Source organism: Clostridium sp. HGF2 (assembly GCF_964240115.1).
Taxonomy (GTDB): Bacteria; Bacillota_I; Bacilli_A; order Erysipelotrichales; family Erysipelotrichaceae; genus Clostridium_AQ; species Clostridium_AQ innocuum.
The window spans coordinates 55,584-69,034 of the sequence record NZ_CAXSSO010000017.1 but is presented as its reverse complement, the minus strand read 5'-3'; the positions used below and the strand labels follow the sequence as shown (position 1 = coordinate 69,034).

Below are 13,451 nucleotides of genomic sequence, written 5' to 3'. Positions count from 1 at the left end.
GCTCATCATCACTTACATACTTCTATACGTTAAGAAGGTATGAAATTCCTAAAAAATCCACATATTCTTGATTTTTTCCTGCTTTAAAAGGATTGTCAGCTTGCATTTTACAGAGTTGCGATTTCGATCACTTCTATCTAAATGTATATAACAGAAAAAGATGAGGCGATAAAATAGCTTTTCTGCCTTTATAAAGAAACAGGTATAATCCTGCAATCGATGTCCATACTTCAGCTATGAGGTGAAGAAATGAAACGTTATGCAATAATCGGCTGTCTGTGGGTTCTTATGGCATCTGCTATGATTCATGGAAATGCCAGAGCAGAGATTGATTATGAAATCCGCTATGACAGCAATACGAAGCAGACCTATGAGCTGAAACAGAAAATTCAGGATATCTATTCCGAGCTGGTTCGTGGTGTACATAAGGAATCCTATATTCTGATGGTGCTTCATAATAAGGAATTATTTGCTTACCGAAAGGATCTTCAGGCTGACTGGAAACAGAATCAGCTAGTGATTACTGAGGGTGATGGAAAAGGAGATACGATTACCGGTACGCTGCGAACAGAAAGTGTGTGTGTTCCGGAGGTTCAGCCGCGTTCCCTTTTTCAGGAGATATTTCAATAGATATATTTGCAAACATCAACGGCTTTTTCCTGTTGGTGTTTTTTTCTTGCAGGTGAGTTACGGATTCCTGCAACTTGGTTGAATTTTATAGCTTTTCTATTCATGTGCAAATATAATAAAAACAGGAGGATGCGGTATGAAAATCATTGAGGGTAAGGATTCACAACAGCTGGATGTTCGCATCCGGTTTGACTCGGAGGAGGAAAAACAGGCAGCTTTCCGCTTGCTGGCAGCTATGCATCAAAAGCTGATCGGCTTGCAAAGAGATAAGGAATATCTGCTGCGTCTGGAGGATGTCTGCTTTATCGCTTCCAGTGACAAGCGTACCTTTTTATATACTGCACAGGGCTGTTACGAGTCTATGCTCTGGCTTTATCAGATGGAAGAACAGCTGAATGATGATTTCATACGAATCAACAAAGCAACAATTATCAATATGGAACATGTAACCAGCATGCATGCAGATCTGGGGTCAAGAATCCGGGTATATCTGGATACCGGTCATCAGCATATGGTCACAAGGACCTATGTAAAGGCGTTTAAGCAGAAGCTGAAAGGGGAATAATGGCATGTATAACTATCTGGTTAAATTTTTTAGAAATGTAACAATGTCCTTTTTTACTGCGATTTGTGTAATTGCACTGGCAGGTGTCACATGCCGGGATGGAATTATGAAGGTGTCAAGCTTTTATGTGCAGGGCGGTATTTCCTTTTCTGCTGTTTTTGAGCTTTTATTGCTTTCCTCTCTTCTGGCATTATGCAATTTGCTTCTGGATAAGCCCACAGTATTTCCTGCAATGCGCCTGACCTACAAAATTATTTTGCGTATTGCAGTTGTTATGATGCTTATTCTACCGTTTATTTATGTATGCCGCTGGTTTCCTGTTGATGATCATGCAGCATGGATCGGCTTTGTTGTCTGCTTTCTGTTAAGCTTCTCGGCAGCAACTCTGCTAAGTGTATATGCCACACGAAGAAAGGATCGGGAATATCAGAAGCTGCTGGAGGCCTATAAGGCTAAGAAAGAGGAGAGGAAAAAATGACAATACTGGAAGCGGATCATATACAGAAGAGATTTGCGGAAAAAATGGTTTTAATGGATATCAGCTTTTCCATTGAGAAGCCGGAAATCTTTGGACTTCTGGGACCGTCAGGGTCAGGAAAAACAACGCTGATACGGATTCTACTTGGCTTATTAAAGAAGGACGGCGGCAGCTCATATGTTCTGGGAAATGATTCCGGACAGCTAAGTGATGATACGTATGCACAGATTGGTATGATGCTGGATGAAGCTGGATTATATGATCGTTTATCCTGTATAGATAATCTGGATATATACAGAAGGCTCTATCAGCTTCCTTATAATGTCATAGAACCGGCACTGCGCCGTGTATCTCTGTATGACAGCAGACAGAAAGCAGTCATTAAGCTGTCAAAGGGTATGAAGCAGCGGCTTTCCTTTGCCAGAGCATTGCTTCATGAGCCTAGGGTTTTATTTCTGGATGAGCCTACCTCGGGGCTGGATCCGGCAACAACATCCAACATTTATGAGCGTTTGTTTGAGCTGAAGGAAAAGGGTGTCACTATCTTTCTGACAACACACGATATGGAGGAGGCAACACGCCTATGCGACAGAGTGGCCTTTTTGAATGAGGGCTCTATCATCGAATGTGATACGCCGGAAGCTATCTGCTGCAAATATAATACGACGAATCAGGTTAACATAACGACAGCGCAGGGAGAGAGTATTGTGCTGGATATCAAGAGAGATGCAGAAAAGATTATGCGTCTGATGGAAGCCGGACATGTGAAGACCATCCATTCCATGGAGCCTACACTGGAAACTGTATTTATCTCACTGACAGGAAAGGAGCTGGTCTGATATGAAGCCTTCTCATATATATGCAATCATCCGTAAGCAGCTAAAGGACACCTTTCGTAATAAGCCTACGCTTGTACAGTTTGTGATGTTTCCGGCAATCGCAGCAATTCTGACACTTTCTGCTGGCGAATTTGAACTGCCGAAAAGATACTTTGTAAATCTGTTTTCTGTTATGTATGTATGCATGGCTCCGATTCTCATCCTGTCTGCGATCATCAGTGAGGAAAAGGAGAAGGGCTCTTTACGTATGCTCATGATGTCAAATGTAAAACCGATGGAATATCTGCTGGGCATCGGAGCGTATGTGTTTGTATTTTGTATGGCAGGTGTTCTGTTTATGGGATTACTGGGGAAATTCTCCCTGCAGGAGCTGTGGATGTTTCTGCTGCTGAATGCATGCGGTATTCTGATTTCCTCAGTTATTGGCGCACTGATTGGGGTTGTGAGTGATAATCAGACGGCTGCCAGCGGTCTGTCCGTTCCTGCCATGCTGCTTACTTCCTTTATTCCCATGCTGTCAATGTTTAATGCCTCCATACGCAATGTGGGAAAATTTCTATATTCTCAACAGATTTATGAGCAGATCAACAACAGCTCTACGATTGTTCTGTCCGCACAGTCATTTGTTGTGATACTGATAAATTTTGCTCTTGTGCTCGTGCTGTATGTGTACATGTATAGAAGGAAGCAGCTGCTTGCTTCATAATAAAGTAAAACCCGGTATGTCGAGCATGCCGGGTTTCTACTTAGTTCAAACGGTAAACTACATGCAGGAAAATTTTAAGCCTGCTTCACTGTAACAGATCCGACATCGTGGAAATGAAGTCCTCATAGGATTGACATCCGCACAGCTTCTTGACATTTTCCGGTGTGCTTAAAATCATGGTAATCGGATCAAAAATCTCATTGAAAATATAACGGTCACTTTTGTTAAAGCAAAGCATGAGCACCAGATACACATCCTGCTGATTCCATGATATCGGCGTTTCACTGATAACAATATTCATCCCTGTCTTTTTGGCATGCATTTTCATTGCATGCGGAATCGCAAAGCAGCCAAAAGCTGTCGAGGACATATTCTCACGGGATATTATTTCATTCTCAAATTCATTATCCACATATCCATGCGCAATCAGTTTATTTACCATATATGTTATACACTCTTTTTCTGTAGAAAATCCACTCTTCAGGACCTCAAAAAAATCAGGCAGAAGCAGCTCTTTCAAATAGCCTTCAAAAACGCTGCGTTTTTTTAATTTACGGATTGTTTCTATTTTTTCATTTAACAGCTGTCTGTCCTTTTGATTGAGGAATATGCTAATCTGAATCATAGGTATGGAAGTAATTACAGAAACAGGTATTGTAGTTATGATGAGATTTGTATCCTTAATTTTATCAAAATCACTTTCATCGGTAAGTATATTTGTAATCAGCAATTCATCCGAATAATAGCGCTTGATCACATCGGTAACCTTCAGACTCATATCGTAATAGCTGGGACAATACAACGCTACAGTTATTTTTTCTGTCAGGCTTTTCTGTGCCTCCAGGGCGCTTCCCAGATGAAAGGCAATATAGGCAATTTCATCATCGTTTATAGAAATTCCTGTCTTTTCTTTTATCGTTGCGGCAAGAGAAACCGATACATCATAAATCAGAGGACAGGAGGTTTTAATACCATCCGCGAGTGGATTTTTACTGAAGTAATTATTCTTGGAGCGTACCAGTAAATTTTTGATATGAAGGGCGAACCGGATAAGAAATTCCTGTTCACTCAAATCAATATAATAGAAGGAGTTGATATCGAGAATCAGCTCTTTTACCAGATCCAGACAGTCCTTTCCGATAAAATCCTCCAGGTTTGCGGCGTTTATACTTTTATAATCAATTGTTGTCGCCCTGGAAATAATCAGCAGTGTCATTTCATAAATTTCCGCCTTACTGTAGGTAATATGAAAATGCTCTTCCAGACGTCCTGCCACTTTTTCCGCAAGCTCATACTCATGCAGGTGAACCGCCGGCTGCTGGTCAATGCTCGTTGTATTGATATTGTTCTTCCGGATACGGTCAATCGCAATGGTGATATGCAATACCAGATTGATCAAAGAATAGTCATTGATAAAATAATGGTAATCCTCAAATATCTGTAATACCGTATTCTTAATATACGGAATATCAATATCAAGAAAGGAGTTTTGTAATGATTTTAAATTGACAAAATTAACATTGGATTCATTATATAACAGGGTGCTGAGTAATTTGCGCTTGTTTTTTTCTAATCCTTTTATAGAAATCTGATCTTTCTGACTTACTAATTCCAAATCATATTTTGCCAGTCTGCGCTTGACTTTTTGCAGCTCATTCTTGATGGTAGAAAGACTGATAAACAATTCATCACATAAATCATATATATCAATTGCTTCCTCCTGATGATGATTAATCAGCTGATTTAAAATATAGATTACACGTTCTTCCGACGTCTGGGGAATATGATCTGCAGTTTCATCCAGTATGGATTTCGCTAATTCCATATCCAGACGGTATCCTTCCCTTGATGAATGAATAGCTTCGGGATATTCTTCATTGATTTCACGTACATAATTTTTTATACTGCGTACAGAAACATTCAGATGATTGGCTAATAAATTGGTATTTGCCGGTTGTAGGTCAAATAAAGCACGGAGCAGCTCTTTGTTTTTCTGTTTCATTTCATCACCTGCTTTTTGTTCAGAAATCACTATATGTTAAAATTATATTTTACCGGACTGTAATTCTCAACCAGAATTTTGCACGAGCTTGGGGAAAATATTATCTGCCCCTACAGCGTGCAAAACATGATTAGAAATTTAAAAACCGATTTGGCATACTATAGGTGTGATGAGGCGAAAAAGCCTGAAAGGAAGATTATTATGCAAAAATTAAATGTATTACTCGTCTGCGGTTCCGGAGCAAGCTCCGGATTCATGGCAGCCAATATGAGAAAGGCTGCATCCAAACAGGGACTTGATATTGATATCAAAGCACGTAGTGAATCAGAGATTGAAAACTATATTGATGAAATCAATGTCCTGATGGTTGGACCACACCTGGCTTATATTCTGGATGAGGTTGAGGAGTATACACATGGGGAGGATGTCAAAGTAATTTTAATGAAACCGGATTATTACTCTGTATTAAACGGAGAAATGGCGATTGCCCACTTACTTGAGGAAATGAAAAAATAATCGTTACTGAGAAAGGGAGATACATATGAATAATTTAATAAACTGGCTTGAAAATAGTTTTGCGCCGAAAATGAATAAGTTTAACCACAACACCTGGGTCGTTACGATAAAGGACTCTATCATGCAGGTACTGCCATTTATCCTGTTGGGATCCCTGTTTTGCGTGGGAACGGTTATCGAAGGGTTTGTGACTCTGCCCTTTTCCTTCTGGACACCTTATGGGTGGACAATGGGAATGATTTCTGTACTTGTCAGCTTTCTGATTCCGTTTAACTTCTGTGAGAAGAAACGATTGAGAAAGCAGAGAATTATCGCCGGTGCAACCGGTCTGATTCTATTCTTTATATCCATTACTCCGGAGCTTGTCAAAGCAGGGGAACCGGGGTTTGGTTCCAGTGCATTTGGTGCAGGCGGAATGTTCTGTGCAATGTTTACCGGTATTGTGACCAGTATTGTATTTAATCTGTTTGGCAAATTCTCATTCTTTAAAGAAGACAGTGCAATCCCGGATTTTGTACGGCAGTGGTTTGATGCATTATTGCCAATTGGCGGAATCATATTCACCGGGTTTATTGTGGTACAGGTATTGAACATCGATTTATATGCGATTATCACTTCCTTCTTTATGCCATTACAGGGTATTATGAATACATGGTATGGATTCATCCTGGTCTGCTTTCTGGAATGCTTTATTTATTCCATGGGTATTTCTTCATGGGTTCTTGCACCTGCGACATCTCCTGTAAAGTTACAGAGCATCGCCGCAAATATCGCACTGGCAACTGCAGGAACAGCGTCTGTAGCGAACCTGAACATGTATACGGAATCCTGCGTCTATACCTGCTATCTGTGGATCGGTGGAATAGCCTGCACCATGCCGCTGGTTATCTTCCTTACATTATCCAAGTCGAAGAAGCTGAAATCTTTAGGTCGTGCCTGTATCGGACCAACGATTTTCAATATCAATGAACCTGTGGTGTTCGGCTGTATTGCATGGAACCCTGTTATGATGCTGCCTATGTGGATTAACGGTATCGTGTTACCGGCATTGGTGTGGATCGCATGTAAGGTAATCGCCATTGCCCCAATTCCTAAAATTCAGTTTGAAATGTGGTATTGTCCATTCCCGATTTCCACATGGATCACATCGGAAGGATCCATTATGGCCATTGCAGTCATGCTGATTATATTTGTTGTCGGCGGTGCGATCTGGTACCCGTTCTTCAAAGCCTATGAAAAGCAGTGTATTGATGAGGAAACTGCAACAGAAGCAGCTGCTGAATAATAGTGAGAGGAGAGTTATTATGATGAGTGAACAAACAGTACAATCCGCAATGTCTATTATCTTGCATGCCGGGGATGCCCGGGTCGCATGCAAGGAGGCACTGGATGCCATTTCTGAAGCGGATTTTAAAACAGCTGAGGTAAAATTAAAAGAAGCACAGGCAAAGATTACAGAGGCTCATAAAGTGCAGACCGATGCAATTCAGGGAGAAACCCGTGGTGATGAGTCGGAATACTCTCTTCTGTTTGCGCATGCACAGGATACGTTAATGACGATTTACAGTGAAATCAATATTGCGAAGCAGCTGCTGAAAATATTCAGTGCTTATGAAAAACGTATTTCTGCATTAGAAAAATAAAAATCGTTAAGGAGGCAAATATGTCAAGAATACCGGATGGATTTCCAAAAGATTTCCTGTGGGGCGGCGCTGTAGCTGCAAATCAGCTGGAGGGTGCCTATACAGCAGGAGGAAAAGGATTATGTGTTGCGGATATCAATGAGTTCCGTGATGATATTGATATTACAAAGAAATATAATGATGAAGTTACTTCCGCCTACGTGAAGGATGCAATGAATGCCGGAAACAATGATGGAAGGGTGTTTCCAAAACGCCGGGGTATTGATTTCTACCATACATATAAAGAGGATCTCAGACTGCTGGCTGAATTAGGACTAAAGACCTTCCGTACCAGCATCAACTGGGCGAGAATATTTCCGAATGGGGATGATGAAGCTCCTAATGAGGAAGGCTTAAAGTTCTATGATGCGCTTTTCGATGAAATTCTCAAACACAATATGGTGCCGATGATTACCGTGTCCCATTATGAGATGCCGTTACATCTTACGCTGAAGTACAAGGGCTGGTATTCCAGAGAAACCATTTCTTTCTTTGAGAACTACTGCAAAGTGATTTTCGACCGCTATCATGATAAGGTTAAGCACTGGATTCTGGTAAACCAGATTAACTTGATTTCTCATGAATCCTTTAACCATCTGGGTGTTGCCGAAGATATGGTTGATGATTTAAAGAGTGCGAAATATCAGGCTGTGCATAATGAAATGGTCGCTTGTGCACGCGCTACACGATATGCACACGCAACGTATCCGAATTTACAAATTGGTATGATGCTGTGCGGCGGACATGATTATGCGGCAACTTCCAAGCCGGAGGATCAGCTGGCAGCCCTTCAGCATAACCAGATGGAATATTTCTACTCGGATGTACTTTTGAGAGGCGTGTATCCGGGATATGCCCTGCGCTTCTTCGAGGATCATGATATTCATGTGGAATTTGGAGAACAGGATGAAGAGGATTTGAAGAATACATGTGATTTCTTTTCCTTCTCCTATTATTACACTCGTATTGTGACAAAAGAAAGCTTTGAAAACGGAAATGACTCCATCCGTAATAAAGAACTGCCCGCCAATGAATGGGGCTGGACCTATGATCCGATCGGATTGAGAATTTTATTGAATACCTTCTGGGATCGTTATCAGAAACCGATTTATATTACAGAAAACGGAAGCGGGTTCTATGATAAACTGGAAAATGGTCATATTCATGATCCGTACCGTGTTGATTTCTATCGGAATCATTTCGAACAGATCAAAGAAGCAATCCGTGATGGTGTGGATGTCAGAGGCTATTATGCATGGGGACCGATTGACATCATTTCCTGTTCCTCTTCTGAAATGTCAAAACGCTATGGATTCATTTATGTAGATTATGATGATTATGGAAAGGGCAGTGGGAAAAGAATAAAAAAAGACAGCTTCGCCTGGTACAAAAAGGTTATAAAAACAAATGGCGAGGAGTTGGATTAACTTATAAATAGAAATGAGGAGATATTTCATCGTTTTTAATGGTGGAGTATCTTTCTTTTTCATGCTTTAAAATGTTAAACATTACACTGCTGATATGAATAGATACTATAAGTAGACACACAATAGGGAAGAGTACGGGATATCGTTCTAAAATATGCTATAATGAAGGAGCATGAAAGAGAGAAGGGATACTTTTGAAATTAAGCAATAAAGAATTGGTGCAGGATACGTTGTGGATCCTTGCGGGAAATATTGCTCTGGCCATGGGGGTTGCCTGGTTTATATTGCCCAATGATGTACTGACGGGGGGCCTGGCGGGTGTTGCAATCGCACTGGAGCCGCTGATTCATTTAAATCCTGAACTGGTGATCAATGTATTGACCGTCGTACTGTTTCTTGCAGGATCACTTGTCCTGGGGAAAAAGTTTGCGGCAAAAACGATTCTGAGTACAATCTGTTATCCGCTGCTGCTTACTTTACTGTCCTATCTGGCAAAACATGTGATTGCTCCGGATACCTTTATCATGGATAAATATTTAGCCACCATTTACGGCGGTGCGCTGATGGGTATCGGTGTCGGCTGTGTGTTTCGTACAGGTGCCAGTACCGGAGGTATGGATATTCCACCACTGATCATTAACAAGTATACCCATATACCGCTTCCGACACTGGTTTTGATTGTGGACGCGCTTACCGTACTGCTTGGTGCTGCCGTATACGGACTGCAGGCTGCACTTACAGGAATTCTGTCAGTCTGGGTAAGCAGCTATATGATCAATAAAACCATGATGATCGGTGGACATGATGCGCGTAATGTGATGATTGTATCCAATAAGCATACGGAAATTATGGACCGTATTCATGAGGTGTTGGAGCGCGGGACTACGATTCTGGAAGCAACCGGCGGTTATTCTTCCGAGAAACGACCGGTCATAATGGCTGTGGTATCCAAAAAGCAGCTGCCGGAGCTGGAGCATCTGGTGTCGCATATTGATCCGGAGGCATTTGTTATCGTTATGGAAGCAAATGAAGTACAGGGTCTTGGGTTCACTTATGAGGAGGAGCTATAGCTTTTCCTATATAATATAGAAGTTTATGAAAGGAGGCGGAAATATGCAGAATTTTAACTATCACAGTCATACAGAACGGTGCGGGCATGCTGTAGGAAGTGATGAAGCGTATGTAAAGGAAGCGATAAAGAATGGGTATCGGTATATGGGTTTCAGTGACCATGCCCCGTATCGTAACGGTGATGCACCGGGAGAGCGTATGCGGGTGGAAGAGCTTGCAGACTATGTGAGCAGTGTGAGAAAGCTGCAGCATACTTATCAGGATCAAATCGAAATCCGTCTGGGGATGGAAATCGAATATTTTGAGGAACAGCTGGATGAGCTTATGCAATATAAGGAAGAGATGGACTATCTCATTCTCGGACAGCATGGCCCTGCATTGTATGCGCCGGAATTTTATGATAATCACAGCGATGCGGATGTACTTCACTACGCTTCGCTGATTGAAAAGGCCTGTGAGAAGGGATTACCGGATATCATTGCGCATCCTGATCTGTTTATGTTCGGAAAGGAAGTCTGGACAGAAGCCTGTTGTGAGGCTGCCCATAGAATCTGTGCGAATGCACAAAAGCACGGGATTATTCTGGAGGTCAATCTGAACGGCCTGCGCTATGGGAAACGCAAGCTGGGAGAGGAATTTCGCTACACCTATCCATATCGCAGCTTCTGGGAGATTGCCTGTACCTATGATGTGGATATCGTCTATGGTCTGGATGCACATGCACCTCAAAAGTATGCCGATCAGGATTGCTTTGCTGTTGTGAATCAGGAAATTCTATATGATCTGCCGTTGAAATTTCGTAATGAGCTGCGGTTTGAAGACAGGAATAGGGGGAACTGAGATGCTGAAGGAAGCTATGTATAAAAGACATTCCCGAAGAAGCTATCTGCGAGAGAAATTGCGGGATGAGGATGCAACCTTTTTAAAGGAACGCATTCATATGTATAACCAGAAGCACGGATTGCATATGAAGCTGGTATGCGGACATCCGGAAATCTTTAAGGGATTTCGCAACAGCTACGGCATGTTTCACAATGTTGAGAATTTCATTATGATGATGGGCAATTCCCGTGATGTATATATGCAGGAGAAGCTGGGATATTTCGGTGAACGACTGATTCTGGAGGCGGTAGAGCGCAATATGGGAACCTGCTGGGTTGGCGGTACCTTTGCGAAAGATGCTTTAAAGCCCTATGTAAAGGAAGATGAGAAGCTGTACTGCGTTATCGCGATCGGCTATACCGCACATAAGAAAACCTTAAAGGAACAGCTGATTTCGCATGCAACACGGCGCAGAGGAAAAACCGTGGAGGAAATGTCAGATATCACAGCGCACAGTCCGGATTGGATGAAAAACGGAATGGAGGCAGTGCAGCTGGCACCCTCAGCACTTTTTAAACAGCCGGTGCGCTTCCGTCAGGAAAAGGATTGTGTTTATGCTGAAGTTGCCCATACGGATTCCTTTGAAATGGTGGATTTGGGAATCACCATGCTGCACTTTGAAATCGGTGCACAAAAAGGTACCTGGACATGGGGAAATCCTGCTGTCTATGAGAAAAAATAAATAGATGAAAATTCATAGGCTAATTTGCCTTAGGATATAATAGAAGTAGCTTTTTATGAAATTTTATAATATTTATGAAAAGGAAGATGTGGCAGCCTTAGCCTTATATCATCTTCCCTTTTATTCATCTCTTCAATTTACTACGGTTAAGCATTTGTCTGTGACATCAGAATCTCTTTATCAGACACCTTTTTCTTTTAAACAGCTTAATCATTTATATGTTACTGTGTTAGAACTAAAAACCGCTGCACCGCTTTTTATAACAGGCAATACACGCAGCGAGAAAACTTGTCTGTATTGGGTGGAGGTATCTTCGTTTGCACAGCTGCATCAAAGACGGGAGTGAGAGCCCTTGTTTTTCAGGCAGGGTGTATGGTATGCATTTACTTTTGAAAGATGGATATCTCATTTTCTTTCACCGATAATCTGCTGTCGTTGTCATAGCTTGTCATATAAATGCCATGTCTGTGGAAAATTCTGAATCCAGTTGCTGCTGCATGAACAAAATTAAAGGAAAGGTAGGACATCATCCTCTTTGAGTCTTGCAAAGCAAACTTTTCTGTGTTAACGTTTACAATGGCTAGATGTTTAAAACTATGGAGGAGAGTATATGGAATTACTTCGTTTTTCTTATACGAATCTGAGGCGAAAGCCTGCAGATGCGTTCTTTTTCGCATTCTCGATGTTCTCCGCTTCCCTTGTGATTACGATGTTTTTCGCAATCATCGCAAATCCCTATTACGGAAGTGAGTCATTGCGTGATGCCTCTGCAATGTCACAGGGTGGAATGTCGCTTGTTGCTTCCTTTGATGGAGGCATCGGATCCGGAATCTTTACGATGATGCTGTCTTTGTTTATGATTTTCATCTGCATACTGACAGTCTTTTTTTCAAACAAATTTTTTCTGATGTCAAAAACACATGATATTGGTGTAATGATGATCAGCGGTAGCAGTATTATTCGAATAGCCAAGTTCCTGATTGTGCAAAATTTTATGATCATGGGAATTGCAGCACCGCTGGGAGCTCTTGCCGGCTGCTGTGTGTTTCCGCTGGTGAATCATGTCATCTATCTGTCTATGAATATACAGGCACCTGTGTTCACCTTTTCTTCTGCAGCCCTTGGATATTGCATCGCTACCCTTGTGATTGTTTCCGTATGGTTGGTTATTGTCGATGCAGGCTTTGTTTATCGCATGGATTCCATGAATGAGCTGCTGCGTGCCAGACGGTCGATGAATCCGATTGGAAAGCAGAAGCAGGTATTTATGAAAATCGTATATGTATGTGTGTATGCGTTGACCATATATCTGCTGTTCTCGATTGACTATCATTATATGAATGCCATTTTTCTGATATATCTTAGTGTAGCCATCGTATTCGGTGCAGGGAATGTATTTCGTTATATACTTCCGGATGTATTGAACCTGATGAAAAAACGGATGTTTGCAGAAAATCGCCATTATCTGATATCTTTGGGAAATCTGCGTTACAGCATGGTCAACGGAAATCTTCTGGTTACGATTATTTTATTGTCAACAGCGGTATTATTTCTATATCTGTGTAAATTTTATAACGACACGGCAACCTTTATGGTTGTTATGATCGCCTTTCTCGTATCGATGCTTCAAATCAGTATCTGTCTTGTTTATAAGCTGTCTGCCGACGGATTGAGTAAGTGTCAGGTCTTTCGCAATATGACGGCGATCGGGTATTTGAAAACGGATATCCGAAAAATTATCAAGCAGGAAATCGTCGGCTTTTACGGCATCATTCTGTTGTTATCTCTGCCGCCTTTACTGGTCATAACTTCATTGTTTGCGGCAGGAGGGGATGTGGCGTGGAGCTTTGTATTACAGCTGCACGGCTTGTATATCGGCTTTTTGCTGGTGGCGGCTGTGGTGATGTATCGCATTTATATGAAACTGATTTTCCGTCAGGATCTGATGGAAGCATATATGGAGGAATAGGA

General features: G+C 41.6%; 15 protein-coding genes. 14 read left to right on the top strand and 1 reads right to left on the bottom strand.

What is annotated here, in order from left to right; all coding sequences use genetic code 11:
* The first annotated feature begins 249 nt into the window (after positions 1–249).
* From ACESPQ_RS20050 to ACESPQ_RS20030, 5 genes are all read left to right on the top strand, one after another.
* Positions 250–630: a multidrug transporter gene (locus tag ACESPQ_RS20050; protein ID WP_373144825.1), complete on the top strand. Its 381-nt coding sequence runs from the start codon at positions 250–252 to the stop codon at positions 628–630.
* Between the two features lie 136 nt (positions 631–766).
* A complete protein-coding gene (locus ACESPQ_RS20045; protein WP_227761379.1) occupies positions 767–1,195 on the top strand; it encodes a LytTR family DNA-binding domain-containing protein in 429 nt (142 codons plus the stop codon).
* A 4-nt stretch (positions 1,196–1,199) separates the two neighbouring features.
* On the top strand, positions 1,200–1,673 hold the full coding sequence (locus ACESPQ_RS20040; RefSeq protein ID WP_002606779.1) for a hypothetical protein: 474 nt from the start codon (positions 1,200–1,202) through the stop codon (positions 1,671–1,673).
* Positions 1,670–2,512, top strand: coding sequence for an ABC transporter ATP-binding protein (locus tag ACESPQ_RS20035; RefSeq protein WP_373144823.1), 843 nt, complete (start codon positions 1,670–1,672; stop codon positions 2,510–2,512). The genes ACESPQ_RS20040 and ACESPQ_RS20035 overlap by 4 nt, the downstream gene beginning before the upstream one ends.
* Position 2,513: 1 nt before the next feature.
* Positions 2,514–3,218 carry an ABC transporter permease gene (locus ACESPQ_RS20030; RefSeq protein WP_065530352.1) on the top strand — a complete coding sequence of 235 codons (705 nt, stop codon included), beginning with the start codon at positions 2,514–2,516 and terminating at the stop codon, positions 3,216–3,218.
* An 85-nt stretch (positions 3,219–3,303) separates the two neighbouring features.
* Here ACESPQ_RS20030 and ACESPQ_RS20025 read toward each other — a convergent pair whose 3' ends face one another.
* Positions 3,304–5,220 (bottom strand): BglG family transcription antiterminator, encoded by a 1,917-nt coding sequence (locus ACESPQ_RS20025; protein ID WP_373144821.1) that lies wholly within the window; start codon positions 5,218–5,220, stop codon positions 3,304–3,306.
* 201 nt (positions 5,221–5,421) lie between these two features.
* On the opposite strand from ACESPQ_RS20025, the gene ACESPQ_RS20020 reads away from it, so the two are divergent.
* The 9 genes from ACESPQ_RS20020 to ACESPQ_RS19980 all read left to right on the top strand — a co-directional run bounded on the left by ACESPQ_RS20020 (position 5,422) and on the right by ACESPQ_RS19980 (position 13,449).
* Positions 5,422–5,736 carry a PTS sugar transporter subunit IIB gene (locus tag ACESPQ_RS20020; protein WP_257337943.1) on the top strand — a complete coding sequence of 105 codons (315 nt, stop codon included), beginning with the start codon at positions 5,422–5,424 and terminating at the stop codon, positions 5,734–5,736.
* 25 nt (positions 5,737–5,761) lie between these two features.
* Positions 5,762–7,021, top strand: coding sequence for a PTS sugar transporter subunit IIC (locus ACESPQ_RS20015; RefSeq protein WP_373144820.1), 1,260 nt, complete (start codon positions 5,762–5,764; stop codon positions 7,019–7,021).
* Between the two features lie 22 nt (positions 7,022–7,043).
* Positions 7,044–7,379 (top strand): PTS lactose/cellobiose transporter subunit IIA, encoded by a 336-nt coding sequence (locus ACESPQ_RS20010; RefSeq protein ID WP_181392586.1) that lies wholly within the window; start codon positions 7,044–7,046, stop codon positions 7,377–7,379.
* 20 nt (positions 7,380–7,399) lie between these two features.
* Positions 7,400–8,845 (top strand): glycoside hydrolase family 1 protein, encoded by a 1,446-nt coding sequence (locus ACESPQ_RS20005; protein WP_373144818.1) that lies wholly within the window; start codon positions 7,400–7,402, stop codon positions 8,843–8,845.
* 194 nt (positions 8,846–9,039) lie between these two features.
* Positions 9,040–9,915 carry a YitT family protein gene (locus tag ACESPQ_RS20000; RefSeq protein ID WP_002606782.1) on the top strand — a complete coding sequence of 292 codons (876 nt, stop codon included), beginning with the start codon at positions 9,040–9,042 and terminating at the stop codon, positions 9,913–9,915.
* A 43-nt stretch (positions 9,916–9,958) separates the two neighbouring features.
* The gene (locus ACESPQ_RS19995; RefSeq protein WP_257379650.1) at positions 9,959–10,756 is read left to right on the top strand and encodes a histidinol-phosphatase; all 798 of its coding nucleotides are present in this window, start codon (positions 9,959–9,961) and stop codon (positions 10,754–10,756) included.
* A 1-nt stretch (position 10,757) separates the two neighbouring features.
* Positions 10,758–11,480: a nitroreductase family protein gene (locus ACESPQ_RS19990; RefSeq protein WP_002606784.1), complete on the top strand. Its 723-nt coding sequence runs from the start codon at positions 10,758–10,760 to the stop codon at positions 11,478–11,480.
* 55 nt (positions 11,481–11,535) lie between these two features.
* On the top strand, positions 11,536–11,826 hold the full coding sequence (locus ACESPQ_RS19985) for a hypothetical protein (RefSeq protein ID WP_002606785.1): 291 nt from the start codon (positions 11,536–11,538) through the stop codon (positions 11,824–11,826).
* Between the two features lie 264 nt (positions 11,827–12,090).
* Positions 12,091–13,449 carry an ABC transporter permease gene (locus ACESPQ_RS19980; protein WP_257379651.1) on the top strand — a complete coding sequence of 453 codons (1,359 nt, stop codon included), beginning with the start codon at positions 12,091–12,093 and terminating at the stop codon, positions 13,447–13,449.
* Positions 13,450–13,451: the final 2 nt, after the last annotated feature.

Bases quoted from the DNA above. Each gene is read 5' to 3' on its own strand.
- ACESPQ_RS20050 (WP_373144825.1), top strand. From the start codon at position 250: ATGAAACGTTATGCAATAATCGGCTGTCTGTGGGTTCTTATGGCATCT.
- ACESPQ_RS20045 (WP_227761379.1), top strand. From the start codon at position 767: ATGAAAATCATTGAGGGTAAGGATTCACAACAGCTGGATGTTCGCATC.
- ACESPQ_RS20040 (WP_002606779.1), top strand. From the start codon at position 1,200: ATGTATAACTATCTGGTTAAATTTTTTAGAAATGTAACAATGTCCTTT.
- ACESPQ_RS20035 (WP_373144823.1), top strand. From the start codon at position 1,670: ATGACAATACTGGAAGCGGATCATATACAGAAGAGATTTGCGGAAAAA.
- ACESPQ_RS20030 (WP_065530352.1), top strand. From the start codon at position 2,514: ATGAAGCCTTCTCATATATATGCAATCATCCGTAAGCAGCTAAAGGAC.
- ACESPQ_RS20025 (WP_373144821.1), bottom strand. From the start codon at position 5,220: ATGAAACAGAAAAACAAAGAGCTGCTCCGTGCTTTATTTGACCTACAA.
- ACESPQ_RS20020 (WP_257337943.1), top strand. From the start codon at position 5,422: ATGCAAAAATTAAATGTATTACTCGTCTGCGGTTCCGGAGCAAGCTCC.
- ACESPQ_RS20015 (WP_373144820.1), top strand. From the start codon at position 5,762: ATGAATAATTTAATAAACTGGCTTGAAAATAGTTTTGCGCCGAAAATG.
- ACESPQ_RS20010 (WP_181392586.1), top strand. From the start codon at position 7,044: ATGAGTGAACAAACAGTACAATCCGCAATGTCTATTATCTTGCATGCC.
- ACESPQ_RS20005 (WP_373144818.1), top strand. From the start codon at position 7,400: ATGTCAAGAATACCGGATGGATTTCCAAAAGATTTCCTGTGGGGCGGC.
- ACESPQ_RS19995 (WP_257379650.1), top strand. From the start codon at position 9,959: ATGCAGAATTTTAACTATCACAGTCATACAGAACGGTGCGGGCATGCT.
- ACESPQ_RS19990 (WP_002606784.1), top strand. From the start codon at position 10,758: ATGCTGAAGGAAGCTATGTATAAAAGACATTCCCGAAGAAGCTATCTG.
- ACESPQ_RS19985 (WP_002606785.1), top strand. From the start codon at position 11,536: ATGAAATTTTATAATATTTATGAAAAGGAAGATGTGGCAGCCTTAGCC.
- ACESPQ_RS19980 (WP_257379651.1), top strand. From the start codon at position 12,091: ATGGAATTACTTCGTTTTTCTTATACGAATCTGAGGCGAAAGCCTGCA.